Source organism: Micromonospora sp. NPDC049107 (genome assembly GCF_040648595.1).
Lineage (GTDB): Bacteria > Actinomycetota > Actinomycetes > Mycobacteriales > Micromonosporaceae > Micromonospora.
The window spans coordinates 134,479-159,895 of sequence record NZ_JBEZEC010000003.1 but is presented as its reverse complement, the minus strand read 5'-3'; the positions used below and the strand labels follow the sequence as shown (position 1 = coordinate 159,895).

General features: G+C 72.4%; 21 protein-coding genes. 7 read left to right on the top strand and 14 right to left on the bottom strand.

The features are described from left to right. Positions 1–47 precede the first annotated feature (47 nt). Entirely contained in the window at positions 48–1,010 is a 963-nt protein-coding gene (locus tag AB0B55_RS08940; RefSeq protein WP_357123058.1) for a TIGR03557 family F420-dependent LLM class oxidoreductase, read from the top strand. A 114-nt stretch (positions 1,011–1,124) separates the two neighbouring features. On the opposite strand, the gene AB0B55_RS08935 is transcribed toward AB0B55_RS08940, so the two are convergent. The 7 genes from AB0B55_RS08935 to AB0B55_RS08905 all read right to left on the bottom strand — a co-directional run bounded on the left by AB0B55_RS08935 (position 1,125) and on the right by AB0B55_RS08905 (position 7,580). Then, on the bottom strand, positions 1,125–2,255 hold the full coding sequence (locus AB0B55_RS08935; RefSeq protein ID WP_357171330.1) for a hypothetical protein: 1,131 nt from the start codon (positions 2,253–2,255) through the stop codon (positions 1,125–1,127). Between the two features lie 48 nt (positions 2,256–2,303). Next, the gene (locus AB0B55_RS08930) at positions 2,304–3,104 is read right to left on the bottom strand and encodes an endonuclease/exonuclease/phosphatase family protein (RefSeq protein ID WP_357171327.1); all 801 of its coding nucleotides are present in this window, start codon (positions 3,102–3,104) and stop codon (positions 2,304–2,306) included. An 8-nt stretch (positions 3,105–3,112) separates the two neighbouring features. Further along, positions 3,113–4,603 (bottom strand): phosphatase PAP2 family protein, encoded by a 1,491-nt coding sequence (locus AB0B55_RS08925; protein WP_357171325.1) that lies wholly within the window; start codon positions 4,601–4,603, stop codon positions 3,113–3,115. A 70-nt stretch (positions 4,604–4,673) separates the two neighbouring features. Then, positions 4,674–5,675: a YihY/virulence factor BrkB family protein gene (locus tag AB0B55_RS08920; protein ID WP_355051797.1), complete on the bottom strand. Its 1,002-nt coding sequence runs from the start codon at positions 5,673–5,675 to the stop codon at positions 4,674–4,676. Next, a complete protein-coding gene (locus tag AB0B55_RS08915) occupies positions 5,668–6,672 on the bottom strand; it encodes a diacylglycerol kinase family protein (protein WP_357123043.1) in 1,005 nt (334 codons plus the stop codon). The genes AB0B55_RS08920 and AB0B55_RS08915 overlap by 8 nt, the downstream gene beginning before the upstream one ends. Positions 6,673–6,765: 93 nt before the next feature. Next, positions 6,766–7,344 carry a Clp protease N-terminal domain-containing protein gene (locus AB0B55_RS08910; RefSeq protein WP_355051888.1) on the bottom strand — a complete coding sequence of 193 codons (579 nt, stop codon included), beginning with the start codon at positions 7,342–7,344 and terminating at the stop codon, positions 6,766–6,768. Continuing rightward, the gene (locus AB0B55_RS08905) at positions 7,344–7,580 is read right to left on the bottom strand and encodes an HTH domain-containing protein (protein WP_007457155.1); all 237 of its coding nucleotides are present in this window, start codon (positions 7,578–7,580) and stop codon (positions 7,344–7,346) included. The genes AB0B55_RS08910 and AB0B55_RS08905 overlap by 1 nt, the downstream gene beginning before the upstream one ends. 170 nt (positions 7,581–7,750) lie before the next feature. Between AB0B55_RS08905 and AB0B55_RS08900 the strand changes: the two genes are divergently transcribed. The 5 genes from AB0B55_RS08900 to AB0B55_RS08880 all read left to right on the top strand — a co-directional run bounded on the left by AB0B55_RS08900 (position 7,751) and on the right by AB0B55_RS08880 (position 14,857). Further along, positions 7,751–8,611, top strand: a complete 861-nt coding sequence (locus AB0B55_RS08900) for a universal stress protein (protein WP_357123040.1) — start codon at positions 7,751–7,753, stop codon at positions 8,609–8,611. Positions 8,612–8,678: 67 nt separating this feature from the next. Continuing rightward, positions 8,679–11,072 carry a phosphoketolase family protein gene (locus AB0B55_RS08895; protein ID WP_357123037.1) on the top strand — a complete coding sequence of 798 codons (2,394 nt, stop codon included), beginning with the start codon at positions 8,679–8,681 and terminating at the stop codon, positions 11,070–11,072. Between the two features lie 11 nt (positions 11,073–11,083). Then, complete coding sequence (locus AB0B55_RS08890) at positions 11,084–11,929, top strand: universal stress protein (RefSeq protein WP_357123034.1); 846 nt, start codon at positions 11,084–11,086, stop codon at positions 11,927–11,929. A gap of 158 nt (positions 11,930–12,087) precedes the next feature. Further along, complete coding sequence (locus AB0B55_RS08885) at positions 12,088–13,083, top strand: nitroreductase (RefSeq protein WP_357123031.1); 996 nt, start codon at positions 12,088–12,090, stop codon at positions 13,081–13,083. A gap of 142 nt (positions 13,084–13,225) precedes the next feature. Then, complete coding sequence (locus AB0B55_RS08880; protein WP_357171583.1) at positions 13,226–14,857, top strand: GAF domain-containing sensor histidine kinase; 1,632 nt, start codon at positions 13,226–13,228, stop codon at positions 14,855–14,857. Between the two features lie 110 nt (positions 14,858–14,967). Here the strand turns inward: AB0B55_RS08880 and AB0B55_RS08875 are convergent, their stop codons facing one another. Next, complete coding sequence (locus tag AB0B55_RS08875) at positions 14,968–15,606, bottom strand: response regulator transcription factor (RefSeq protein WP_357123027.1); 639 nt, start codon at positions 15,604–15,606, stop codon at positions 14,968–14,970. Between the two features lie 192 nt (positions 15,607–15,798). Between AB0B55_RS08875 and AB0B55_RS08870 the strand changes: the two genes are divergently transcribed. Then, positions 15,799–16,773 carry a nitroreductase gene (locus tag AB0B55_RS08870; protein WP_357123024.1) on the top strand — a complete coding sequence of 325 codons (975 nt, stop codon included), beginning with the start codon at positions 15,799–15,801 and terminating at the stop codon, positions 16,771–16,773. Between the two features lie 3 nt (positions 16,774–16,776). Here AB0B55_RS08870 and AB0B55_RS08865 read toward each other — a convergent pair whose 3' ends face one another. The 6 genes from AB0B55_RS08865 to AB0B55_RS08840 all read right to left on the bottom strand — a co-directional run bounded on the left by AB0B55_RS08865 (position 16,777) and on the right by AB0B55_RS08840 (position 25,404). Then, a complete protein-coding gene (locus AB0B55_RS08865) occupies positions 16,777–17,427 on the bottom strand; it encodes a TOPRIM nucleotidyl transferase/hydrolase domain-containing protein (RefSeq protein WP_357123021.1) in 651 nt (216 codons plus the stop codon). A gap of 165 nt (positions 17,428–17,592) precedes the next feature. Continuing rightward, positions 17,593–19,629, bottom strand: coding sequence for a beta-galactosidase (locus AB0B55_RS08860; protein WP_357123018.1), 2,037 nt, complete (start codon positions 19,627–19,629; stop codon positions 17,593–17,595). A gap of 74 nt (positions 19,630–19,703) precedes the next feature. Then, complete coding sequence (locus tag AB0B55_RS08855) at positions 19,704–20,675, bottom strand: acetylxylan esterase (protein WP_357171322.1); 972 nt, start codon at positions 20,673–20,675, stop codon at positions 19,704–19,706. 43 nt (positions 20,676–20,718) lie between these two features. After that, on the bottom strand, positions 20,719–21,864 hold the full coding sequence (gene dgoD / locus AB0B55_RS08850) for a galactonate dehydratase (protein ID WP_357123012.1): 1,146 nt from the start codon (positions 21,862–21,864) through the stop codon (positions 20,719–20,721). Beyond that, positions 21,861–23,126, bottom strand: coding sequence for an enolase C-terminal domain-like protein (locus AB0B55_RS08845; RefSeq protein WP_357123009.1), 1,266 nt, complete (start codon positions 23,124–23,126; stop codon positions 21,861–21,863). Before AB0B55_RS08845 ends, dgoD begins: the two co-directional genes overlap by 4 nt. Positions 23,127–23,181: 55 nt before the next feature. After that, a complete protein-coding gene (locus AB0B55_RS08840) occupies positions 23,182–25,404 on the bottom strand; it encodes an FAD-dependent oxidoreductase (protein ID WP_357171320.1) in 2,223 nt (740 codons plus the stop codon). Between the last annotated feature and the right edge of the window lie 13 nt (positions 25,405–25,417).

Here is a 25,417-nt window from a genome sequence, read left to right as displayed (position 1 = left end):
GACCTGGGTATCCCGGGACGAACCGTCGGCGAGAAGGAGATAACGGGATGGTGAGCGTCGGCTACACCCTGATGTGCGAGCAGGCCGGACCGAAGCAACTGGTGGACCACGCGGTGCGGGCCGAGGCGGCCGGCTTCGACCAACTGGTGATGTCCGACCACTACTACCCGTGGCTGGACTCGCAGGGCCACTCCCCGTACGCCTGGTCGGTGCTCGGCGCGGTCGCGCACGCCACCTCCCGCGCGGAGCTGATGTCCTTCGTGACCTGCCCGATCCGCCGCTACCACCCGGCCGTGGTCGCCCAGAAGGCCAGCACCATCGGCGCGCTCTCGGACGGGCGGTTCACCCTCGGCCTGGGCGCCGGGGAGAACCTCAACGAGCACGTGGTCGGCGGCTGGCCGCACGTGCAGCAGCGCCACGAGATGTTCGAGGAGGCGTTGCAGATCATCCGTCCGCTGCTCAACGGCGAGACGTTGACCTTCTCCGGTAACCACTTCGACGTACCCGACGCCTACGTCTGGGACCGCCCCGCGCGGCCCGTTCCGATGGCGATCGCCGCCTCCGGCCGGCAGTCCGCCACGCTCGCCGCCGAGTACGGCAACGGCCTCGTCTCCACCGAGCCCGACCGGCACATCATCGAGATGTACGACGACGCGGGCGGCGCGGGCCAGCCCCGCTACGGGCAGGTGGCGATCTGCTACGGCCCGGACGAGGCCGAGTGCCGCAAGATCGTGCACGACCAGTTCCGCTGGTTCGGCATGGGCTGGAAGGTCAACGCCGACCTGCCGGGGCCGGAGTCCTTCGCCGCCGCCACCCAGTTCGTCCGCGAGGAGGACGTCGCCGAGGGCATCTCCTGCGGCCCGGACGTGGAAGCGCACGTCGACGCGTTCCGCAAGTTCGTCGACGCCGGCTTTACGCACGTGGCGATCATCCAGGTCGGCGGGGAGACCCAGCCGATGTTCCTGGACTGGGCGCAGGATCAGCTACTGCCCCGGCTCCGGGAACTGTGAGCCACCCGACGGGCCGCGAGCGGATCCGGCCGGCCGGGCGCACGCCCGCCGGCCGGGTCGGGTTGACCGAGCTGCGGCTGACGGTCCTGCTCAAGCTGGTGCGCTGAGGCGTCGTCAGCGGCGCAGACCCAGTGCGCTCAACACCTCGCGGGACGCCACCCGGGCCGGGTCGAGCACCGCACGCCGGGTCCACCGGGCCGCCGGCGCGACGGTGGCCCGCCAGGCCGCTCGCAGGCCACGCGCCACCGGTACGACCGTCACCGACCAGACCCAGCGGATGGCCGACAGCAGCGGACGTACGGTGTGCCGCCACAGCCAGCGCAGCCCCAGCCCGACCGGGCGCAGCAGCAGTCGGTAGACCCACCGCAGCAGCCAGCCGGCGGTCCGCCACGCCCCCACCAGCGCGGCCACGACCAGCCGGCCGAACCCGACGACGAGCCACCAGACTCCCCGCGCCAGGCCGACCACGACCCACCGGACCGCCCGCGCCAGCGCGACGAGCAAGGCGCCCACCGCCCCGGCGAGCACGGCGACGCCGCGCCACAGCAGCCGTCCGGCGGGGGCGAGGGCCACGCCCAGCCAGCGCAGCGGCCGCACGACCAGGTGCTCGGCCAGCCAGACCAGCGCCCGGCCCAGGGCCACCAGAGGTGGGCGCAGCCCGTGGCGGGCCAACCACACCAGCGGCGTCCAGAGGATCGTGCGGACCGCCCCGGCGAAGGCGTACGCCAGCCACACCAGCGGCAGCCGGACAAGCGTGCGGGCCACCCACGCCACACCCCGTCCCAGCCACACCAACGGCACCCAGACGAGATTGCGGGCCACCCACGCGACACCGCGCCCCAGCCACACCAACGGCACCCAGACGAGATTGCGGGCCACCCAGCGCAGGGGACGCCACAGCAGATGGTCGGCGCACCAGAGCAGCGGACGCCACACCAGCCGGTCCAGGGCCCAGACCAACGGGGCCACCAGCCAGTCGCGCAGGAACCGTCCAACCGGGGTGAGCAGGTACCGGCCCAGCAGCCGGCCGGCAGCCGCGATCAGCTCCCAGAGCAGGCGTACCGGCAGCACGAAGACCAGCGCGACACCGCGCGCGACGGCCGCGACGAGCGGCAGCGCGACGGTGTCCGGCTCGGTCGTGCCCACCGCCGACGGAGCTCGGGCCGCGAGCGTCACCGTCGGCGCGGCCGGCCGGTCGATCGACCGCGCGGCCGGCGGCGGACAAAGGGTGGGGCGGTCGGTCACGGTGGGCACGGTAGCCCGGCAACGCCATCCGCCGGGGCCCCGGCGCGGTCACAGGCCGATGGTGGCCAGCAGCGGATAGTGGTCGGAGGCCGTGTCCGTCGTCGCGTCGCGGATCACCCGGCAGCTCCGCACCCGCTCGGCCACCGCTCGGCTACCCAACAGGTAGTCCAGGCGCATCCCGGCGAACTCCGCGCCGCCGAACCGGGTGGGGACGGTCAGACCCGCGGCCTCCGGCGCGTCGGCGTTGGCGGACGGCCACAGGTCGACCAGGTCGGCGGCGAGCAGCCGGGCGACCGCGCGGGTGTCCACGGCACCGCCGCGCCGACGGAGGTGCCGTCGCTTGTAGAGAGCGGGCAGTCCGTCCAGACGGGCGGTGTGGTCAACCGTCGGATCGAGCGAGTTGAGATCACCCGCGAGCAGGGTCAGCGGCCCGGGGGCGCGGCGCAGGGCAGCGACCAGCCAGTCGACCTCCATCCGTCGGCGGCCTCCGGAGTACGGGTACAGGTGGGTGCCGAGCACGGTGAGCGGCCCGGCCGGGGTGGACACCACGACGCGGGCGGCGGCGTGGTGGAACGGCCGACGCAGGGGCCCCGCGGCGAGCGCCCGGTACGGCGGCCGGACCAGCACCGCCACCGGCTGCCCGAAGCAGGACCGGGCCAGGTGGGGCGTCATCCCGACCCGGTCCGCGATGGTGGCCATCAGTCCCGCCCGGTCGAAGCCGCGCAGCTCCTGCAACACCAGCACGTCCGGCGCCTGCTGGTCGACGACCTGGACCACCCGATCCAGCCGGTCGGAGCCGCCACGGTCCCGGCCGCCGGTACGGATGTTCCAGGTCATCACCCGCAGCATCGCGGTGCTCAGTCGGGTCGGCCGGCCCGCGCCAGCTCGTCGTCGAGGGTGTCCACGTCCTCCGACTCGATGGCCGGTTGGTTGCCCTCGGCCAGGTCGGCGTTGGGGCGGATCACGAGGTACAGCAGGCCGATCCAGAGCGCCGAGAGCAGGATCGCGCCCATGAAGTCGGTCGGGTGGTGCATCCCCCGGTACATCCGGGAGATCGCGACCCCGGCCGGCATGATCACGGCCAGCGCCACGAAAATCCACCGCCACCAGCGGTCGGTACGCGGGAACACGATCAGCGTGATCGCCAGCCAGACGCAGATCGTGGCCGCGATGTGCCCGGACGGGAACGAGGAGGTCGGCATCTGCCCGTCCAGGTTCTCCACCGGCGGACGCGGCCGGCCGACCACGTGCGCCGAGGCGAGGAAGAGGGTCAGCTCACCGACCATCGCCAGCACCACGAACAGCACGGGCCGCCACCGCCGCCACACCGCGAGCACCAGCGGGCAGAACACCAGCGAGATGAGCAGGATGGCGTGGGTGTCCCCGAACTTGCTCCACCACCAGCTCACGTCGGTCAGCACGTCGGTGTGCCGGTCGGCGAACCAGCGGGGGACCTCGGTGTCCAGGGTCGCGAAGAAGGTGCCCTTGGCGTGGTAGCTGACGAACGTGCCAAAGCCGTACAGCGCGCCGAACACCAGCACCCAGCCGACCAGCAGTTCGGCCACCGCCGAGCGGGGATGCGCCAGCACATGCTCCTCGGCCGGGGCGATGGCGATGTCGTGCCCCGCCTCCGGCTCCAGGCCCTCGGTCAGCGGCGGCACCGGCTTGCCGCGCTCGCGCCGCCACAGCCGGAAGGCGTACGCGGTGACGCCCAGCCAGGCGGCACCGAGCAGCCAGGCGCCCAGCACGTCGGAGACGAAGTGCACGCCCAGCGCGATCCGGGTCAACCCGATCAGCGCCACCAGCACGCCGACGCCGACGATCGCGGGCTTGCGCCAGCGGGGCGCCATCGCCGGCAGGAACACCAGCAGCAGCGCCCCGTACGCGACGATGGAGCCGAGCGCGTGCCCGCTCGGGAAGCTGTTGCCGGGCGCGCTGGCCACCGGGACGTCCACCACCGGGCGGAGTCGACCGACGAGCGCCTTGAGCGACGGGTCGAGGATCAGCCCGCCGACCCCGGTGACGATCAGGTAGACGGCCAGCCGGGGCTGCCGCCGGATCAGCAGACCGATCGCGGGGATCGCGACCAGCCAGATGAGGATCGGCCGGCCACCCAGGTCGGTCACCGCCTGGAGCACGGTCACCAGCGCGTGGTGTGGGGCGACGAGCGAGTTGAACCACTCGGCTAGCTCGTGGTCGGCGTCCTGCAACGGGCTCCACCGGAAGCGGACGAGCAACAGCAACAGTCCGAACGCCGCACCGGCGCCGATGACGGCGACCAGACCGGCGATGCTCCGTTCGGCGAAGTGACCGATCGGACGCCGAGTCACATCTTTGACCGCGGTCACCCCGCACCTCCCTTGTCGTACCTGGCGAGGCGAGGTACCCGATCCGCGTCCGGCGTACACCCGGACGCGCTCAGAGCGCGGTCATGTCCCCGGTGTCGAACAACTCGGCGCGGTCGGCCTCCGGCTCCCACAGATCGGGCTGCGCCGGCTCCTGCACGCCGATCCGCAGCGCCTCCAACTGGGCGGCGAAGGCCAGCCCGCCGAAGAGCGCCATGCCGGTCAGGTTGGCCCACAGCAGCAGCGCCATCATGCCGGTCAACGCGCCGTACGTCTGCCCGAAGCCCTCGCTGAACTTGACGTACGCGGCCAGCAGCAGGCTGGCCAGCCACCACAGGGCGGTGGCTATGCCGGCGCCGAAGAACAGCCACGACAGGCCGGGCTGGTTGCGGCGCGGCGCGTGCCGGAACAGCACCGCCACGGCGAGCACGGTCAGGCCGAGGCTCAACGGAAACCGGATCACGTTCCAGATGATGTTGGCGGTCTCGCCCCACTCGTAGTGCTCGCGCACCGAGTCGCCCATCGCCCCGCCGCCGACGAGGATCAGGAAGCCGGCCAGCGCGGGCAGACCGGCGGTGACCGCCAGGACGGCCGCCCGCAGGTACTTCCACAACGCCGGGCGGTCCCGCTCGACACCGTAGATGCGGTTGGCGCCCCGCTCGATCTGGGCCATCGTGGTGGTCAGCGCGACCAGACCGGTGAGCAGACCCAGGGTGAGCGCCAACTCCCCCGCGTCCTCGACGCGTTCACCCTCGCCGAGCAGTTCGCCGACCACCTCGGCGCTCTGGCCGGGGGTGAGCGCCAGCACGGTGTCGGCGACGACCCGGCCGCCCTCCTCGACGCCCAGCTCGCTGATCAGACCGGTGAGCGCGATGAGGAACGGCACCACGGCCAGGCAGAGCTGCAACGCGAACGCGCGGGAGTGGCTGAACCCGTCGCCGTAGCGGAACCGGATGAACGCGTCCCGCAGCAGGTGCCAGCCGCCCTTGCGGCGCAGTGTGCGCCAGGCGTCGTCGGCCGACAGCTCCTCGTCGGCCATCAGCCGGGTCTCCGGCACGATCCGGGTGCTACTCACGGCGCGCTTCCTCGATCAGCTGCTCGCCCCGCTCCCCGGCGCCCTGTGCGTCGACGGACAGGTCGGGAGCGTCCTCGGGCTGCGGAACGCAGAGCCACAACGCCTGCGGCCGGATCTCGGCGCGGAGCCGCCGTCCGGGGGCGATGAGGTCGCCGTCCAGCTCCCGTGGCTGCGGGCGGTTGCTGCTGACCACCACCGTCCGGCCGCGGAAGACCTCCATCTGCGGCACCTGGCCGCTGCGGCGGACCACGGCCCAGCCGAGCGCGAGCCAGTGCCGCAGGTTACGCGGGGTGAGCACGGCGACGTCGAGCCAACCGTCGTCCGGCTCGGCCTCGGTCAGCAGGGTCACGCCGCCCTGGAGCCGGCCGACGTTGGCGATCAGCACCGAGCGGGCCCGGCGGCGCACCGCCGGCCGGTCGTCGATGCGGATCTGCACCCGCATCGGCCGGTCCCGCAGGTGCTTCACGGCACCCATCACGTACGCCGGCCAGCCGATGCGGGCCTTGGTGGTCTCGTTCGTGGCGTCGAGCATCTGGGCGTCGAAACCCATGCCGGCCATCACGGTGAAGTACTGGTCCTCCACCGCGCCGACGTCGAGCAGCCGCCGACCGCGTTCGACGGCGACCTGGAGGCCCGCCGGGAGGTCGGTGGAGAGGCCGAGGTTGGCGGCGAGCAGGTTGCCGGTGCCCTGCGGCAGAACGGCGAGGGCCACGTCGGTGCCGACAAGCGCGCTGACGCAGGACATCACGGTGCCGTCGCCGCCGCAGGCGAAGACCAGGTCGACGCCGTCCTTGACGGCCTGTTCGGTCTGGCCCCGGCCCGGGTCGTCGACGGTCGTCTCGAACCACCGCGGCTCGGGCCACCCGGCGGCGGCGAGCGCGTCGTTCACGGTGCGGCGCAGCTCGTCGAGATCGGTGACCTTCGCCGGGTTGACCACCACGGCGGAGCGCAGCCCGCCGTCGCCACCTGAGGGGCGCCTGTCCTGTCCAGCATCCACGGCGTCAGTGTGCAGCACCGGGCCGCTGTCAGCGACCCGGCGAACCGCAGGCGTCGGAAGTGCCACAGACAGGTTTCAACGCGCGGGTGCCCGTCACGCCGCCGCGCGCAGCGCCGCCTCCACCCGGCGGCGCAGATCGTCGAGGTCGACCCCGGCCTCGGTGAGCACCAGCGCGCCCAGTCCCTGGCCCTCACGCAGCACCCCGAGCAGGATGTGCTCGGTGCCGATGTGCTTGTGTCGCAGCCGCAGCGCCTCCCGCAACGACAGCTCCAGCGCCTTCTTCGAGCGGGGTGAGAACGGGCCGCCCAGGTAGCGGCGACGCCCCCAGCGGCGACGCGGGGCCGGCACCGCCTCGCGCAGCGCGTCGGGGCCGAAGGACTGTTCGATGCGGGCCACGATCGCGGCGAGGTCGATGCCGATCTCGCGCAGCGCCGCCGCGTCCGCGTCGCCGAGGCCGGCGCCCCCGCCCGTGGTGTGCCGCCGGACCCGCTCGCGCAGGTCGTCGGCGCGGACCCCGGCGTCGGCCAGCACCCGGCCGGCCAGGCCGTCCTCGTCGGCGAGCAGGGCGAGCAGCAGGTGTTCGGTGCCAACCGGCCGCCGGCCCTCGGCCCGGGCCTCCTCGAGCGCCCGCCGCACCACGCCTCGCGCCCGATCGGTGAACCGTTCGAACATCACGCCTCCCAGGATGAGTTGACCGCCGGTCGCCCGGCGTGCTTCTTGTGCACCGCCTGCCGGCTGACCTCGAGCGCGTCGGCGATCTCCTGCCAGGACCAGCCCTGTCGCCGGGCGTTGTCCACCTGGACCACCTCGAGTCGCTCGAGCAGCCGGCGCAGCGCGCGGACGGCGCGGAGCCCGACCCGGGGGTCGGTGCTGCCGGCTGCCGCCGCGAGTTCCGTTGCCTGACTCATGGGTGTCAACATACGTTGACAGACGGCGTTCGTCAACATTCGTTGACACCGCGAGCCCTGGTTCGCGTACCCCATGGGTCGATCCCACCCACACGCCGCAGTCATCCGACTACCCTCGGTACGGGGACAGCGTGGTCGTGCCGGGCGCGACGCCCGGGAGGTGGTATCGGATGGCGGCATCGGCCGACGCGGAGGTGCTGGTCGGCCTCGGCTCGGACGGTGACCTACCGGTCGTGGAGCAGGCCGCCCACGAGGCCGCCGGCCACGGGCGGCCCCTGCACCTGGTGCACACCTTCGACTGGCACGCCGCCTTCGCGGCGGACACCGTGGCCGCGCCCCGCGACGCCGCCGAGAGTCTGATCACCCGGGCCGCCCAGCTCGCCCACCAGGTCGAACCAGGCCTGACCGTGCGCGCCGAGATCGTCGAGAGCGCCATGCTGCCCACCCTCATCCGCCGGTCCGAGACGGCCTTCCTGCTGGCCGTCGGGGACAGCGGAATGGCCGGCAGCGGTCAGTGCGTACCGGCCGACACGCCCGCCGTGCAGTTGGCGGCGCGGGCCAACTGCCCACTGCTGGTGGTCCGCCGCGAACCGCCGCCGCAGGGACCGGTCCTGGCCGGAGTGGACGGCTCGCCCAGCTCGCACCTCGCCCTGCGGTGGGCCGTGGAGTGCGCCGCCCGACGCGGCGCACGCCTCGTGGCCCTGCGGGTGGTGGAGAGCGACGAGGACACCGACGCGGTCACCGAGCAGCTCGGCGAGGCGCTGGCCCGGCACGCCGGCCGGCACACCGCAGTGCCCACCGAGTGCCGGGTCGTCCGCGGCGACCCCGCGCAGGTGCTCATCGACACGTCCCGGTCGGCCCAGATGGCGCTGGTCGCCGCCCGGGGTGACGAACCGGGACGCGCCATGCTGGGCGCGGTCGCCCAGTCCCTGCTCTACCACTCCCCCGCCCCGGTCGTCGTCGTACGCGGCCTCGCCGAGGTGCCGCTGACCGGGCCCGACGCCCACCCGACCCGGGACCAACGACCCTGACCAACCACGTCCGCAGCGGCGAGGCTGGACGGCGAACACCCACCCCCTACCCGCGAGAGGCAGCATCATGGACACCGCTCTCGACGCGCAGCGCGCACTCACCGACGACGAGCTGCGCCGGCTGGACGCCTACTGGCGGGCCGCGAACTACCTCACCGTCGGGCAGATCTACCTGCTGGGCAACCCCCTGCTGCGCGAGCCGCTGACCCCCGACGACATCAAGCCCCGGCTGCTCGGGCACTGGGGCACCAGCCCCGGGCTCAACCTGATCTACGCCCACCTCAACCGGGTGATCGTCGCCCGCGACCTGAACGCCATGCTGGTCACCGGCCCCGGGCACGGCGGCCCGGCGATCGTGGCCAACACGTGGCTGGAGGGCACCTGGTCGGAGCGCTACCACGACGTCGCACGCGACGAGACCGGCATGGCCCGGCTGTTCCGCCAGTTCTCCTTCCCCGGCGGCATCCCCAGCCACGTCGCGGCGGACGTGCCAGGTTCGATCCACGAGGGCGGCGAGCTGGGGTACGCCCTGAGCCACGCCTACGGCGCCGCGTTCGACCACCCGGATCTCGTGGTCGCCTGCGTGGTGGGCGACGGTGAGGCGGAGACCGGCCCACTGGCCGGCAGTTGGCTCTCCAACGTCTTCCTCAACCCGGCGCGCGACGGCGCGGTGCTGCCCATCCTGCACCTCAACGGCTACAAGATCGCCAACCCGACCGTGCTGGCCCGGATACCCGAGGCGGACCTGCTCGACCTCATGCGGGGCTCGGGTTACGAGCCGTACGTGGTGGCCGGCGACGACCCGAGCATGGTGCACCGCACTCTCGCCGCCACCATGGACCGGGCGCTGGACGAGATCGCCACGATCCAACGCCGGGCCCGCTCCGGCGGCGTCGTCGAGCGTCCCCGCTGGCCGATGATCATCTTGCGGACGCCGAAGGGCTGGACGGGACCGCGCGAGGTCGACGGTACGGAGGTGGAGGGCACCTACCGCGCGCACCAGGTGCCGCTGTCCGGCGTACGTGACAACCCGGCGCACCTGGCCGAGCTGGAGCGCTGGCTACGCAGCTACCGACCGGAGGAGCTGTTCGACGCCACCGGAGCGCCGGTCGACGAGCTGCGGACCCTGCCGCCGCGCGGTGACCGGCGGATGAGCGCCAACCCGGTCACCAACGGCGGAGTGGTCCTGCGCGACCTGGCCCTGCCCGACTTCGGCGCGTACGGCGTGGACGTACCCGAGCCGGGTCAGCCGATGGCCGGCGCGACCGGGGTGCTCGGTCCGTGGATCCGCGACGTGATCGCCGCCAACCCGCAGACGTTCCGGCTGTTCGGCCCGGACGAGGTCGCGTCCAACCGGTTGGGCGCCGCCTTCGAGGTGACCGACCGCGCCTGGATGGCCGCCACGGTCCCCGGCGACGACCACCTCTCCCCGGACGGCCGGGTCATGGAGGTGCTGTCCGAGCACCTGTGCCAGGGCTGGCTGGAGGGTTACCTGCTGACCGGCCGGCACGGGGTGTTCACGAGCTACGAGGCGTTCATCCACATCGTCGACTCGATGCTCAACCAGCACGCCAAATGGCTGAAGGTGACCCGGGCCATCCCCTGGCGACAGCCGATCGCCTCGCTGAACTACCTGCTGTCCAGCCACGTCTGGCGGCAGGACCACAACGGCTTCTCCCACCAGGACCCGGGCTTCATCGACCACGTGGTCAACAAGAAGGCCGAGGTGGTCCGCGTCTACCTGCCGCCGGACGCCAACACCCTGCTCGCCACCATGGACCACTGCCTGCGCAGCCGGCACTACATCAACGTGGTCGTGGCCGGCAAGCAGCCGGCGCCCAGCTGGCTCACCGTCGACGAGGCGATCCAGCACACCCGCCGCGGCCTCGGCATCTGGGAGTGGGCCAGCACCGACGACGACAGCGAGCCGGACGTCGTCCTCGCCTGCTGCGGCGACGTGCCCACCCTGGAGACGCTGGCCGCCGCCGACCTGCTGCGCCAGCACCTGCCGGAGCTGAAGGTCCGCCTGGTCAACGTCGTCGACCTGATGCGCCTGCAACCGGACACCGAACACCCGCACGGCCTGCCCGACAAGGAGTTCGACACCATCTTCACCCCGGACCGACCGGTCATCTTCGCCTACCACGGCTACCCCTGGCTCATCCACCGCCTGACCTACCGCCGGTCCAACCACGAGAACCTGCACGTACGCGGCTACAAGGAGGAGGGCACCACCACCACCCCGTTCGACATGGTGATGCTCAACGACCTGGACCGGTTCCACCTGGTCATCGACGTCATCGACCGGGTGCCGGGGCTGGGCGCGCGCGCCGCGCACCTACGCCAGCGGATGGTCGACGCCCGACAGGCGGCCCGCGACTACACCCGCCGGTACGGCGAGGACGACCCACAGGTCGCCGAGTGGCGGTGGGTCCGCGAGACCGACCCGACCAACCCCTGAAGGAGGACGACGTGCGGGACGCGGAGATTCTGGTCGGCTACGACGGCTCGACCGACGCGTCGGTGGCCCTTGACTGGGCGTTGGCCGAGGCCGAGCGCAGCGGTCAGCCGGTGCGGCTGGCGTACATCTTCGAATGGCTGACCGTGGCCAGTTGGGTCGGTCCGGGTGTGGCGCCCGGCATCTGGCCGGACGACACCGCCCGGCGGCAGGTGGACGACCTGGTCCGCAAGGCCGCCGCGGACGCCGCCACCGCGCATCCCGGCCTGACGGTCACCGGCGAGGTGTACGACGGACCGCCCGCCCTCGTGTTGCAGGAACGCTCCACCGACGCGGGGATGCTGGTGCTCGGCAGCCGGGGCCACGGCGGGTTCGGCGGGCTGCTGGCCGGCTCGACGGCGGTGGCGGTCGCCGCGCACGCCCACTGTCCCGTCGTCATCGTCCGCGACGGCGCGGCCCACGGCCCGGCCGACCCCGTGACGGTCGGGGTGGACGCCTCCGAGCCGTCGCTGGTGGCACTCGGCTTCGCGGCCGAGCGGGCAACCCAACGACGGGTACCGCTGCGCGTGCTGCACGCCTGGACACCGGGCCCGGGTGGGGCGGCCGGGACGCCCGACGAGCGGGCGGCCGTCGAGGAGGCGGTCGAACCCTGGCGGCGGACGTTCCCCGAGCTGGAGGTCACGGTCGACCTCGTCGGGGGCAGTCCGGCGGCGACGCTGATCGAGGCGAGCCGGTCGGCCCAGTTGGTGGTCGTCGGCAGCCGGGGACGGGGCGGGCTGGCCGGGATGCTGCTCGGCTCGGTCAGCCAGCAGGTCATCCAGCACGCCGGCTGCCCGGTCGCCGTCGTCCGGGAGCGTTGACGCCCGACCCTCCGGCACACCGCCCAGCAAAGCGCACGATGAAACGGCAACACACCGCGCTAAGGAAGGGCCCCTTTCTAACGCCTGGTGTATAGGAAGGGCACCCTCCTTACAAGTCGAAGGTTGGGCACGATGGTCGAGACGGAAAGGTCGTGACGATGAGTCAGGAAAGTTCGCTGACCACCGCGCTGGCGGAGGCCGCTGCCACCGCCGGCCACGCCCCCTCGGTGCACAACACGCAGCCCTGGCGTTGGCGGGTACTCCCCGACTCGCTGGAACTGCACACGGTCGCCGACCGGCAGCTCGCGGCCGGCGACCCGGAAGGGCGACTGCTGGCGGTCAGCTGCGGCGCCGCCCTGCACCACGCCCGGGTGGCGCTGGCCGCCGAGGGCTGGCGCGCGGTGGTGCGCCGCCTGCCCGACCCGGGCGAGGAGAGCCTGGTGGCCCGTCTGACCGACCTGACCCGGACCGAGGCCGATCCGGACGCCATGCGCCTCGTGCAGTGCATGTCGGTGCGGCACACCGACCGACGGCCGGTCAGCGACGAGCCGGTGCCCACCGACGCGATGGGGGAGATCACCCGGGCGGTCACCGCCGAGGGCAGCCGCCTGCAGATCCTCGACCGCGACCAGGTGCTGGAGCTGGCCGCCACGGCCGGGCACGCCGGCGCGGTCGAGGCCGAGGACCCGGAGCTGCGCGCCGAGATGGCGTACTGGACGAGCCGCGCCGAGACCGGCACCGGCCTGCCCGCCGACGTGCTCCCCGCGGAGCCGCCACAGACCACCGTGCCGGGCCGCGACTTCGGCCGCCCCGGCAGCCTGCCGATCGGTCCCGGCCACGACCGGATGGCGGTGTACGCGCTGCTGCACGGCGACGAGGACGACCGGGACAGCTGGCTCCGTGCCGGTGAAGCCCTCTCCGCCGCCTGGCTGACCGCGACCCGGCTCGGCGTGTCGGTGGTACCCCTCAGCGCGGTCGTCGAGGTCCCGGGCACCCGGCAGACACTGCGTCAGGTGCTCGCCGGCATCGGCTTCCCGTACCTCGTGCTGCGCCTGGGGATCGCGGACCCGGCGCACGCGGGGCCGCCGCACACCCCGCGACTGGCCAGCGAGCAGGTGGTCGACACCTCGGCGGTGCGCGGCGACCAGGCCTGACGGGTCGATCGTCGCCGCCGGTCGACGCTACGATCGCGCGGTGACCAGCAGCGTCCCGCAGCCTCGCCCGGAAACCCCGGTGACGCCGTCGCTCGGGCTGAGCCCGCTGTCCCGGGTTCGCCTCGACGAACTGCTCCAGGAGATGCTGGACCGGGTCGGCGAGGTGATGACCAGCCGGGAGCGGCTGCGGGCGCTGCTCGACGCGGTCGTCGGCATCGGCACCAACCTGGATCTGCGCACCACCCTGCGGCGCATCGTGCAGGCGGCCTGCGAGCTGGTCGGCGCCCGGTACGGCGCGCTGGGCGTGGTCGGCCCGGACCGGTTGCTGCACGACTTCATCGTGCACGGCATCACGCCCGAGCAGCACGCGCAGATCGGCGACCTGCCGCACGGGCGGGGCGTGCTCGGCCTGCTCATCGACGATCCGCGCCCGCTGCGCATGCCGGACATCACCCAGCACCCGCGCTCCTACGGCTTCCCGGCCAACCACCCGCCCATGCACAGCTTCCTGGGCGTGCCGGTACTCATCCGGGACCAGGTGTTCGGCAACCTCTACCTGGCCGAGAAGCAGGGCGGCGCGCAGTTCACCGAGGACGACGAGGAGATCGTCGTCGCGCTCGCCGCCGCCGCCGGCGTGGCCATCGAGAACGCCCGCCTGTACGCCCTGGCCCACCGGCGGGAACGCTGGCTCGCCGCGACCGCCGAGATCACCACTGTGCTGCTCGGCGAGGTACGCCGCACCGACGCGTTGGCGCTGGTCGCCCGACGGGCCCGGGAGGTCGCCGAGGCGGAGCTGGCGCTGGTGCTGCTGCACGACAGCGAGTCCGCGCAGTTCACCGTGGAGGTCGTCGACGGCGTCGACGAGCAGGCCCGCGCGCTGGTCGGCGCGGTCCTGCCGGCCGCCGACACCAGCTTCGGGGCGGCCGTCGCCGAGGGCCGGCACGACCAGGTGGACGACCTGGCCCACGCCGCGCCGTGGCCGGCGCTGCTGCACACCGGGCCCGCGATCGTCTCGCCGCTGGCCACCGCCGACACTCTGCACGGCGTGCTGATCGTGGCGCACCGGCCCGAGCGCGGCGGCGGCGCCAGCGAAGAGGACGTGGCGCTGCTGGGCAGCTTCGCCGGTCAGGCGGCGCTGGCCATGGAACGGGCGCGTGGTCAGGAGGAGCGCGAGCTGTTGGTGGTCCTGGAGGACCGCGAGCGGATCGCCCGGGACCTGCACGACGTGGTGATCCAGCGGCTCTTCGCCACCGGCCTGCAGTTGCAGAGCGCCGCGCCGATGATGGCCCGCCCCGAGGTCGCCAAACGGATCAACGCGGCCGTCGACGACCTCGACGACACCATCCGCGACATCCGGCGGACCATCTTCGAGCTGCGGACACCGATGACCGCAGCGCTGCGTACCGAGATCCGCGAGGCGGTCGAGCTGGCCGCCGAATCCCTGGGTTTCAAGCCGCACCTGAAGCTGACCGGCCCGGTGGACAGTGCCGTCCCCGACACCATCCGCCCGGAGCTGGCCGCCGTGCTGCGCGAGGCGCTGTCCAACACGGTCCGCCACGCGCGGGCCACCCGCGTCGACGTGGCCGTACGCGTCGAGGGCGAGCAGGTGAGCGTGACGGTCACCGACGACGGGGTGGGCTGCGACCCGAGTGCGGCCCGAGGCGGCCTGGTCAACCTCCGCGAACGCGCCGACCGCCGCAACGGCGCCTTCACGATCCGCCCCGCCGACCCCCACGGAACCGAGCTGCACTGGTCAGTGCCCCTGCGCGACTGACCGACGCCAGTCCTCCGACCGCGCCGATCTTGCACTTTCGGTGGACGATATGAGGAGCAAGGTCGGGTTTGTCGGCGCAGAAAGTGCAAGATCGCGAGAATGGGGGCGGCTCAGGGAGTCTTGCCGAGCAGGCGGGTGGCCAGGACCGCCGCTTGGGTGCGGCGCTCCAGGCCCAGCTTGGCCAGCACGCTGGACACGTAGTTCTTCACCGTCTTCTCGGCGAGGAACATCCTTCCCGCGATCTCCCGGTTGGTCAGCCCCTCGGCCACGTACTCCAGGATCCGCCGCTCCTGCTCGGTGAGCGACTTCAACTCGCGCGGCTGCTCGACGCCGTTGCGGATGCGGTCCAGCACCCGCGTGGTGATCGCCGGATCGAGCAGGGACTGCCCGGCCGCCACCCGGCGCACCGCGTCGACCAGATCGGTGCCGCGGATCTGCTTGAGCACGTACCCGGCGGCACCCGCCATGATCGCGGCGAACAGCGCCTCGTCGTCCTCGTACGAGGTCAGGATCAGGCCCTTGATGGACGAGTCGACGGCCCGGACGTCGCGGCACACGTCGATGCCGTTGCCGTCGGGCAGCCGGGCGTCGAGGATCGCCACGTCCGGCCGCAGCGCCGGGATGCGACGCGACGCCTCCTGCGCGGAGCCGGACTCACCGACCACCTCGATGTCGCCGCTGCTCTGCAGCAGGTCGGCCAGGCCACGGCGGACGACCTCGTGGTCGTCGAGGAGGAAGACGCGGATCATCCCTCGTTTCTACCCGCGCCGCACGACGGGTGCACGGGCCGAAGGTCCCGAACGGAGGGACCGACCGTCGATGGGCGGTCGGGCCCGGTGGGTCGGGACGTCCGGCCCTGCTCGCCGCCGCCCGATCGGCGGACCGTGAGGGTGTGCCAGCCGTCGCGGCTCGACGACCGGCCCAGGGAAAGGAGCACCGCCATGGACATCGGCTACACCGCGAACCACCTGCGGACCGCCGCCGACAGCGCGGTCCGGGCGCCGTCGCTGCACAACACGCAGCCGTGGCGGTTCCGGCTGCGTGCCGGCGGGATCGAGGTGCTGGCCGACCCGTCACGTCGGCTGCCGGAGACCGACCCCAGCGGCTGGGGCGTACGGGTCGCCTGCGGCGCGGCCCTGTTCAACCTGCGGATCGCGTTGGCCGTGGCCGGCGTCCCCGCCCGGGTGCGACTGCGTCCGGACCCGGCCGAGCCGGATCTGCTGGCCCGACTGGTGCCGGACCTCCCGCGCCGGCCCAGCCCCACCGAGCAGAGCCTGCACACGGCCATCCCCCGCCGGTTCAGCAACCGGCTGCCGTTCTGGCCGGACCCGGTGCCGTCCGACGCCCGCTGGCGGCTCGGCGACGCGGCCCGCGCCGAGGGGTGCTGGCTGGAGCTACTGGTCGGGGTGAGCGCCGTGAACGCGTTCGGCGAGATCGCCCGTGGCGCGCACCGGGTGCTGGAACGCGACCCGGCGTACCGCGCCGAGCGGGAACAGTGGCTGCGTCACGAGTCCGCGCCGGACGGCGTACCCACCTCGGCCGGCGGCCCGCAGCACGAGCCACAGGATGTGCTGCCGACGCGCGGCTTCGGCGGTCGCGACCGCGCGCCGGGGCGGGACTTCGAACCCGAGCCGCTGGTCGGGGTGCTCGGCTCGGTCGGTAACACCGCCATCGACCAGGTGGTCGCCGGTCAGGCCCTGCAACGGGTGCTGCTCACCGCCGTCGACGCCGGGTTGGGCGTGTCGATGTTGTCCCAGCCGATCGAGGTCCCGACGGCGCGGGAGCAGCTACGCGTGTCGCTGGGGCGGTTCGGCACCCCGCAGATGGTGCTGCGCGTCGGGTACGGCCAGCCGGGCCGACCCACCCCGCGCCGGGAGGTCGACGAGGTGTTGGACCTGCCGGTCGTGCCGGCCTGAGACTCAGTCGGCGAGCAGCCGGTCCAGCGGGCGCGGCACCCGATCCGGGTCGAGCGCCCGCACGAGCGCCTCGGCGTAGCGCGCCTTGCGCCCGCTCATGGTGCCCAGAAAACGACGCAGTTGCCGCTCGATCGACCGGCCACGTTGGGCGGGCTGGTTCTGGAAGACCCGGAACCGGGCCAGATCCCGCTGGTCCGCGATGACCCGCCGCACGCCGTCGCTGCCCAGGGCGCGGATCAGCTCGTCCTCCAGGTCGGTAACGCAGACCCCGAACCCGAGCGCCTCCATCGCCGACCGGTCCAGGGCGGCACCGAAGCCCGCCTGCTCCAGGCCACGGCGGAAGAAGCCCTCCTCGGCCTCGTCGCACAGCCCCCGTACCGCGACGGCGAGGCCCTGCGACCCGAACAGCCGCAGGTACCGGCCGACGCTCATCGCGCCGCCGAGCGGCACCACGCAGACACCCTCACCGGCGAGGTCACGGTGCCGTCGCTCCGCCAGGGCCTCCACCGCGCGCTGGTCGCTGACCCCCTCGACGAGGACGACCGTACGCAGGCCGGCCGCCGACTCCCGGGCGGCTGCGGCGGCCGTCGCGGCATCGGGGCCGCCGGCCGCCCACAGGTGTACGGCGGCTCGGAAGCGGTCCGGCTCAGGCACGGCACCGAGTCTCGCAACGGTTGGTCCACCCCGCCACCGGATTCATGCCGGATTGGCCGGCGTCGAGTGACCCGGGCAGCCCGAACGGGCGGCGTCTGCCGGCTGGTGGCCAGGTCCACGGCCGTACGTTCCGCGACGTCCGGGACGCCGAGGGCCAGGTGACCATCACGTGTCGGCCGAGTCCGGGACCGTGGCGCGGCGCAGGACCGCCACGGCGCGCGGCGCCAGGACGTCGTTCCCGGAACCGAGCCGTTCACCGTCGACGGCGGAGATGTCGAGGGGCTGCCCAGTACGGTTGATCAGGAACCAGTACGGTCCGCGTACGGCCAGTTCGACGCGACCGCGCAGGCCCGGCGGGAGTTCGCTGTCGAGACCGGCCCGCTTCGCCAGGTCGGCCAGGACGACGGTGAGCCCGGCGGGCCGCAGGCGGGTGGAGACGTAGGCGGCGGATCCGGAACCGACGGCCCGACGGGTGATGGCCGGCCGGCCGGTCTGGCCGCCCTGGCCGTACCGGGCCAGGACTTCGGTCGCGGGGTCCGTGAGGTCGATGCGGTCGGTCCACAGGGTGCCCACCGTGCCGTTGTCGAGCTCGACGCTCTGCTCGTCGGGCAGGGGGGCGAACTCCTCGATCCTGATGCCGAGCAGATCGCGCAGGGCTCCCGGGTATCCGCCGAGCCAGACGTGGTCGTGCTCGTCGACGATGCCGGAGAAGTAGGTGGTAACGAGGTGGCCGCCGTCGGCGACGTAGCCGCGTAGCCGGTCGGCGAGCGCTCCGGGCACGACATGCAGCATCGGGGCGACGAGCAGACCGTAGCGATGCAGCGGCGCGTCGACGGGGACCACGTCGGCGCGGATACCGAGTTCGAGAAAGGCCGTGTACCAGTCGAGGGCCTCCTGCCGGTAGCGGAGCCGGTCACTGGGGTGCGCGTCGTGCTCGGCCGTCCACCAGGACTCCCAGTCGAAGACGATGGCCGCGTCGGCCGGCCGGCGCGTGGTGCCGGCCACCTCGGCGAGATCGCGCAGCGTGGCACCGAGATCGGTGACGGCGCGGAAGATGGTGCTGTCGACGCCGGCGTGGGGCAGCATCGCCGAGTGGTACTTCTCCGCGCCCGCCGCGGACTGACGCCATTGGAAGAAGCAGACCGCGTCCGCGCCGTGGGCGACGTGCGTGAGCGAGTCGCGGGCCATCTCGCCGGGCCCCTTGGCGACGTTGATCGGCTGCCAGTTGAGCGCGCTGGTGGAGTGCTCCATGAGATACCACGGCCGCCCGCCGGCCAGGTTCGAGGTGAGGTTGGCGGAGAACGACAGTTCGTCGTGCGCCTGCGGGCCCGGCGTCGTGTAGTGGTCGTTGGCGACGAAGTCGACCTCGGCGGCCCAGTCGGCGTAGTTGAGCGCCTTGGACCAGCCCATGACCATGAAGTTGGTGGTGACGGGTACGTCCGGGGTCACTTCGTACAGCACGGACCGTTCGGCGCGCAGGTGGTCCTTGAGCGCGTCGGAGGAGAACCGTTTGAAGTCCAGTTGCTGCGTCGGGTTGAGGTGCGTGGTCGCCCGCCGTGGTGGCAGGATCTGCGCCCAGTCGCCGTACTGCTGCGACCAGAACGTGGTCGCCCAGGCCCGGTTGAGGGCGTCCAGGCTGCCGTACCGGCGGCGCAGCCAGTCCCGGAACGCGGTCGCGGCGTCGTCGGAGTAGTCGTAGGCGTTGTCACCGCCCAGTTCGTTGTTGACATGCCAAGCGGTCAGCGCCGGGTGGTCGCGGTACCGCTCGGCGAGTGCGCGGGTCAGGCGGAGCGCATGCAGTCGGAAGATCGGCGAGGTCGGCCGCCAGTGCTGCCGGGCGCCGGGCCAGATGGTGCGGCCGTCTCCGTCGACGGGCAGGATCTCCGGGTGCGTCGTGGTCAGCCAGGGCGGCGGGGACGCGGTCGCGGTGGCCAGGTCGACGGCGATGCCGTGGGCGTGCAGCAGGTCCATGACGTCGTCGAGCCACCCGAAGTCCCACACGTCCACCTGCGGCTGGATCCGGGCCCAGGAGAAGATCCCCAAGGAGACGATGTTCACGCCGGCCACCTGCATGGCCCGGACGTCCGCGTCCCAGATGTGGCGTGGCCACTGCTCGGGGTTGTAGTCGGCGCCGAACGCGAGGCGGCTCCGGGACGGGTCCGATGGCCAGCGCAACCATCGATGATTGTGCTGCGGCTGCATGCCGGCTCCTCTTCCGCGGTGCTGTTGTTGATGGTGACGTGGGTCCGGTCGCCGCCGGGTCGGCTGTGCCCCGCTCACCCGGTGAGCGGCTTGGCGGCGAACCTCAGCTTTTCGACCTCGTGGAAGGCCTGGCCCCCTTCGTGCCCGTTGAACGGGTAGACGCGGATCTCCTTCGGTCCGGCGTAGTGGTTGTACGAGGCGTACACGGTCGACGGCGGGCAGGCCGCGTCCATCAGCCCGACGGAGTACAGCGCCGAGGCGCTGGCCCGCTTGGCGTGGTTGACCGTGTCGAAGTACGAGAGCGTCCGCATCACCTGGTCGCGTTGGTCCCGGCGGACCTTGAGATAGCCGGTGATCTCGGCGTACGGCGAGGCGTCGGTGATGGTCAGCGCCCGGGGGAAGTCGGCCAGGAACGGGACGTCGGGCATGGCGGCCACCAGACCCGGGACGAGGCCGGCCACGGCGGTGGCGATTCCACCGCCCTGGCTGGTCCCGGCGACGGCCACTCTGCTCGGATCCACCTCGGACAGTTCCCGTACGGCGTCGATGGCCCGGACCCCGTCGGTGAAGACCCGGCGGTAGTAGTAGGTCTCCGGACTGGCGATGCCTCGGGTGGTGAAGCCCGCGATCGCGGGGTCACCAACGGGGTCCGGATCGGGTGTGTCCCCCCTGGGGCCCTTGGCGCCCTGACCTCGGGTGTCCATGATGAAGTGCGCATATCCGGCCATGGCCCACAGCGGTCGTTCGTGTGGCAGGCCGCGGCCACCGCCGTATCCGACGTACTCCACCACGGCGGGCAGTGCACCGGTGCGGGTGACGGGCAGGTGCAGCCATGCCTTGACCGGGTTGCCGTCGTAGCCGGCGAAGGTGACGTCAAGGGTGTCGATCAGCGCGAGGCCGTTGTCGACCGGCGTAGCGGTGAGATCGAGAGAATGGGCGCGCGCGTCCTGGAGCGTCGCGGTCCAGAAGCTGTCGAAGTCTTCCGGCTCCGCGATCGCGGGCCGGTAGCTGCGTAGACGGTCTTCGGGCATGTCGAACTGTGCCATGGCATCTCCACGGTTGCTGGGTGGTCGGAAGTCGAGTGGGTCGTCACCACTCGGTGAACGCGCCGTCCGGGCCGCGCCAGACGGGGGAACGAAAGCGGTGGCCTCGTGCCGCCGCCGCGCGCACCGCCTTCTCGTCGACGTCGATGCCGAGGCCGGGCGCGCCGAGACGCTCCACGTGCCCGTCCCGCAACCGCAGGACGTCGGCGTCGACGAGATAGTTCAGGCCGTCCTGGCCGTTGTTGTAGTGGATGCCCAGGGCCTGTTCCTGAATGAGGAAGTTGGGGATGGCCAGGTCGATCTGCAGGCAGGCGGCCAGGGCGATGGGGCCGAGCGGACAGTGCGGGGCCAGGACGGCGTCGTACATCTCGGCGACCGCGGCGATGCGCCGGACCTCGGAGATGCCCCCGGCGTGCGAGAGGTCGGGTTGGACGACGGCCACGCCGGCGTCCAGGACGTCCCGGAACTCGCGCCGGGTGTAGAGCCGCTCGCCGGTGGCGATCGGCAGTGCGGTCGCCGTGACGATCCGGGCGATATCGCTGGAGTACTCGGGCCGCAGCGGTTCCTCGACGAACAGCGGCACGTACGGCTCCAGCAGTGGCAGGAGGCGACGGCTGGCGGCGATCGAGGCCCGTCCGTGCAGGTCGATCGCCACGTCGTGGTCGGAGCCGATCGCGTCGCGGACCTTGGCCAGGAGATCGACGACGGATCTCAGGCCCGCGGGTGTGTCCAGGAACGCCATCGGGCCCGGCGGTGCGATCTTGACGGCGGTGTATCCGGTCGCGATCGCCGCCGCGGCGTTCTCGGCGACCTGTTCGGCGGTCTCGCCGTACGCCCAGCCGTACATCCGGACGCGGTCGCGTACCGGCCCGCCGAGCAGTTCGTGGACCGGTGCCCCGCGAACCTTGCCGGCGATGTCCCACAGCGCCTGGTCGATGCCGGCGACGGCGCTGGACAGTACGGGGCCGCCGCGGTAGAAGCCACCGCGGGTGAGGACCTGCCAGTGGTCTTCGATGCGCATCGGATCGCTGCCGATGAGCAGGTCGGACAGCTCACCGATGGCGGCCTGGACGGTCTCGGCGCGGCCTTCCACGACCGGTTCGCCCCAGCCGACGACACCGTCATCGGTGGTGATCTTCAGAAAGAGCCAGCGGGGCGCGACGAGGAAGGTCTCCAGACGGTCGATTTTCACGGGGCCACGATCCCGCCGTCGAGGTGCCGTACCTGGGCCGACCACCGTTCGTGGAGGTGCTCCACGGGCGGGTACTTGGCCGCCTCCGCCTCGTCGAGGTCGATTCCCCAGCCGGGTGCGTCCGACGGATAGAGGAAACCGTTGCGGGGTGCGAGCGTGCCCGGGAACACCGCGTGGACGTCGGGTGCGTACTCGTGGCCCTCCTGGACGACGAACGCGGCGCTGGTCACGTCGAGCGCGACGTTCGCCGCCGCGCCGATCGGGGACACGTCGGCCGGCGCGTGCCAGGCGGTGCCGACGCCGTGGAGTTCGCACAGGGCGACGAGTTTGCGCGCCGGGCTCAGGCCGCCGATCGAGGAGAGGTGCAGGCGCAGCAGATCGACGCCGCCACCCGTCACGAGCCGGGCCGCGTCGGCCACCGACGCCACCTGTTCCCCGACCGCGATGGGCATGGGCGCGGCCGCGCGGACCTCGCCCAGCCGGTCGTAGAACTCCGGCGCGATCGGATCCTCCAGGAAGAACAACCGGTACTCCTCGAGCTGGCGGGCAAGTCCGACAGCCTGCTTGACGGTCAGCCGGGAGTGGACGTCGTGCATCAGGTGCGGCTCGGGCCCGAGGGCCGCGCGGGCCTGCGCGAACAGGTCCGGTGTGTCGCGCAGGTAGCGGTGCACGTCCCACCCGCCGGGGTGCGGTGTCCCGGGGTACTCGCCGGGCGTGGCCGGGGCGCCGTAGGTGCCGACACCGGGGCTGCCGACCTGGAGCCGGACGTGCCGGTAGCCCCGGTCGAGCAGGGCGCGGGCCTGCTCCAGGGTGGCGTCGACGGTGGCCCCGCCGGCGTGCAGGTAAGTGTCGGCCGCCGCGCGGACCCGCCCGCCGAGCAACTCGTAGACGGGCATGCCGGCCCGTTTGCCGGCGATGTCCCACAGCGCCTGGTCGACGCCGGACAGGGCGTTGTTGGTGACCGGGCCGCTGCGCCAGTACGACGAGAAGTGGACCATGCGGAAGATGTCCTCGATGTCGGCCGGATGGCGGCCGACGAGCAGCGGCGCGACATGACGGTCGACGGTGGCGGCGACCGCGTGGAACCGCTGGGTGAACGTCGCGCAGCCGAGCCCGTACAGGCCGGGATCGTTGGTGTCGACCCGGACGACGACGAGCGGCACGCCCTCCGGGGCGGTGACGATCGACCGGACGCCGGTGATGCGTAGCCGGTCTCGGCCGGGCCAGGGTGCCTGCGTCTCCGGCATGGGGTTGAGGGGCACGAACGTGGTCTCCTGTTCGAGGATCGTTGCGTGGATGGACGGCGACGGCGGACCGTCAGGCGTAGGCCCGCACGGCGATCAGCTGGGCCGAACCGGTGCCGTTGGTGGCGGTGACGACAACCCTGATCCGGTCGGTCACGATCGGGGCCGCGAGACTGTGCGTGCGGCGCCGCTGCCGGTTGTCGGCCACCGACACGAGCGGCTGCCAACCGGTCCCGGCGGCGCGGGCCTCGATCCGGTAGTCGCGCACGAGCGTCGGCATGAGCGTGAACGGCATCCGGTGGTGGGGCAGGTTGATCAGGTCCTCGTTGACGTCGTCGTTGGCGATGACCTCGACCCGGCTCACCGTCACCGGCTCCGCCCAGGTCAGTTGCAACCACGGCGCACCGTCCGTGGCGAGGGGCCGCGACATCCACAGGTGCGGTCCCGCGAAGGGGCGCAGGTACCCGTCGACCACCTTGTCGGCGGAGTAGGCCGCCGTCGGACCGGTGCGCAGGCAGAAGGTCCGCCGGCGCAGGGCCGCGCTCTTCCACTCGAGCACCGGCTGCCGCTCGTCCCGGTCCGTCTTCGGCGGTACGTGGGACAGGGACAGGACGCCGGGGACGGTCGTGTCCGCGACGTGCAGGGTCACGGCGGGGTTGGCCCGTACCCGCAGGAAGGCGTTGCGCGCGGTGGGCGGCGTCCACTGCAGCGGGAGGCGGACCCATTGTCGGACGCCCGCGGCGACCGGGACCCGCGCGGTGTCGACAAGCGTTCCCGGTACGTAGTTCTGGCCGGGGCCGGGATCGTAGAGGTCCACCACGAGCGTCGTGGCCTCGGCCGCGTCGACGAGGAGTTCCGGCCCTACCAGGGCGGGATCGACCGGCAGCACGATGCCGGCGTCGGCGGTCAGCGGCCACTGGGCACCCGGTCCGGCCACGTCGATCCGGTCCAGCGTCGAGGACGCCGTGACCAGCGCCGTGCGGGCCTGATCGGTGGGGTCGGCCGCGGCCACGCCGATGAGCGACGCGTCGGAGCGCAACAGGATCTGCTGGAGGTGACCCGCGTCGAGTTCGCGTGGGACCACCTTTCCGTCGAGACACAGGGCGGCGGCGGTTCCCGCCGCCTGGCCCAGCGTCGCGCAGGTGGCCATCACCCGGGTCGACCCGAACGCGATGTGGCTGGCCGACACGTTGCGTCCGGCGAACAGCAGGTTCGTGGTGTTCACCGAGTACAGGCACCGGTAGGGGATGGGGTAGACGCCGTCCGGGTGCAGGTGTTTGGAGGCGGCCTCCGTCGCGTACATGCCCTGCGGGGGATGCATGTCGATGGACCAACCGCCGAAGGCGATCTGGTCGGGGAACTCCTTCTGGCCCATGATGTCGTGCTGGGTCAGCACGTAGTCGCCGATGAACCTGCGGTACTCCCGCTTGCCGGGGACGGCCCCGACCCATTCCAGGGTCATCGTGTCCGCGTCGAACCGGCCCGAGTTCTTGATGTGGTCCCAGATGCCGTAGATGACCGACCACAGCTCGTCCCGGATGACGTCGTTGTCGTGGACGGTGTCCAGCTCCCCGCCGTACTCGATCCACCAGTACGCGGTGCCGTTGTCACCGGCCCGGATGATGCGTCGCTGCGGGATGCTGGTCTGCGTGATGTCCTTGGCGAACGACGGCGCCACGTAGGTGACCGGCTCACCGGCGTCCTTGGTGTAGAAGAGCAGGGTGCTGCCGAGGGTGATGTCGTCGGCCTCGGCGGGCGCCCAGGGTTCGCCGTACTCGCCGCTGGCCTCGCGGCCGATGCGGTACTCGGCGCCGGCCAGGTGTCCGACCAGTCCGTCGCCGGTGCAGTCGAGGAAGATCGGCGACGAGAAGTGGATGAGCCGTTCCGAGCCCATCATCCATCCGGTGACGGTGTGGATCTGCCGCGCCTCGGGCGGCCCGTCCGCCTCGACGTCGCGGACGTCGGTGTTGAGATACAGCGAGATGTTCGGTTCCGCCCGTACGGCGTCGAGCACGACCGTGTCCCACACGTACGGGTTGCCCTGCGGGTTGCGGTACTGGTTCTCCACGAACAGCTCACCCATGATCCCGCCTTCGCGGGCGTAGTGGTTGTCGCCGTGGCTCGTGGCCCCGACCACCCAGACCCGCACCTCGCTGCTGGAGTTGCCGCCCAGCACCGGCCGGTTGTTGATCAGCGCGACCGTCCGGCCGAGGCGGGCGGCGGCGATGGCCGCGCACACACCCGCCAGACCACCGCCCACCACGGTGATGTCGTGTCCGGCGTGTTCAACACGCATGGTGATGAGCCTC

Bases quoted from the DNA above. Each gene is read 5' to 3' on its own strand.
- AB0B55_RS08900 (WP_357123040.1), top strand. From the start codon at position 7,751: ATGGCGGCATCGGCCGACGCGGAGGTGCTGGTCGGCCTCGGCTCGGAC.
- AB0B55_RS08875 (WP_357123027.1), bottom strand. From the start codon at position 15,606: ATGATCCGCGTCTTCCTCCTCGACGACCACGAGGTCGTCCGCCGTGGC.
- AB0B55_RS08940 (WP_357123058.1), top strand. From the start codon at position 48: ATGGTGAGCGTCGGCTACACCCTGATGTGCGAGCAGGCCGGACCGAAG.
- AB0B55_RS08885 (WP_357123031.1), top strand. From the start codon at position 12,088: ATGAGTCAGGAAAGTTCGCTGACCACCGCGCTGGCGGAGGCCGCTGCC.
- AB0B55_RS08840 (WP_357171320.1), bottom strand. From the start codon at position 25,404: ATGCGTGTTGAACACGCCGGACACGACATCACCGTGGTGGGCGGTGGT.
- AB0B55_RS08860 (WP_357123018.1), bottom strand. From the start codon at position 19,629: ATGCAGCCGCAGCACAATCATCGATGGTTGCGCTGGCCATCGGACCCG.
- AB0B55_RS08855 (WP_357171322.1), bottom strand. From the start codon at position 20,675: ATGGCACAGTTCGACATGCCCGAAGACCGTCTACGCAGCTACCGGCCC.
- AB0B55_RS08880 (WP_357171583.1), top strand. From the start codon at position 13,226: ATGCTGGACCGGGTCGGCGAGGTGATGACCAGCCGGGAGCGGCTGCGG.
- AB0B55_RS08895 (WP_357123037.1), top strand. From the start codon at position 8,679: ATGGACACCGCTCTCGACGCGCAGCGCGCACTCACCGACGACGAGCTG.
- AB0B55_RS08910 (WP_355051888.1), bottom strand. From the start codon at position 7,344: ATGTTCGAACGGTTCACCGATCGGGCGCGAGGCGTGGTGCGGCGGGCG.
- AB0B55_RS08905 (WP_007457155.1), bottom strand. From the start codon at position 7,580: ATGAGTCAGGCAACGGAACTCGCGGCGGCAGCCGGCAGCACCGACCCC.
- AB0B55_RS08870 (WP_357123024.1), top strand. From the start codon at position 15,799: ATGGACATCGGCTACACCGCGAACCACCTGCGGACCGCCGCCGACAGC.
- AB0B55_RS08930 (WP_357171327.1), bottom strand. From the start codon at position 3,104: ATGCTGCGGGTGATGACCTGGAACATCCGTACCGGCGGCCGGGACCGT.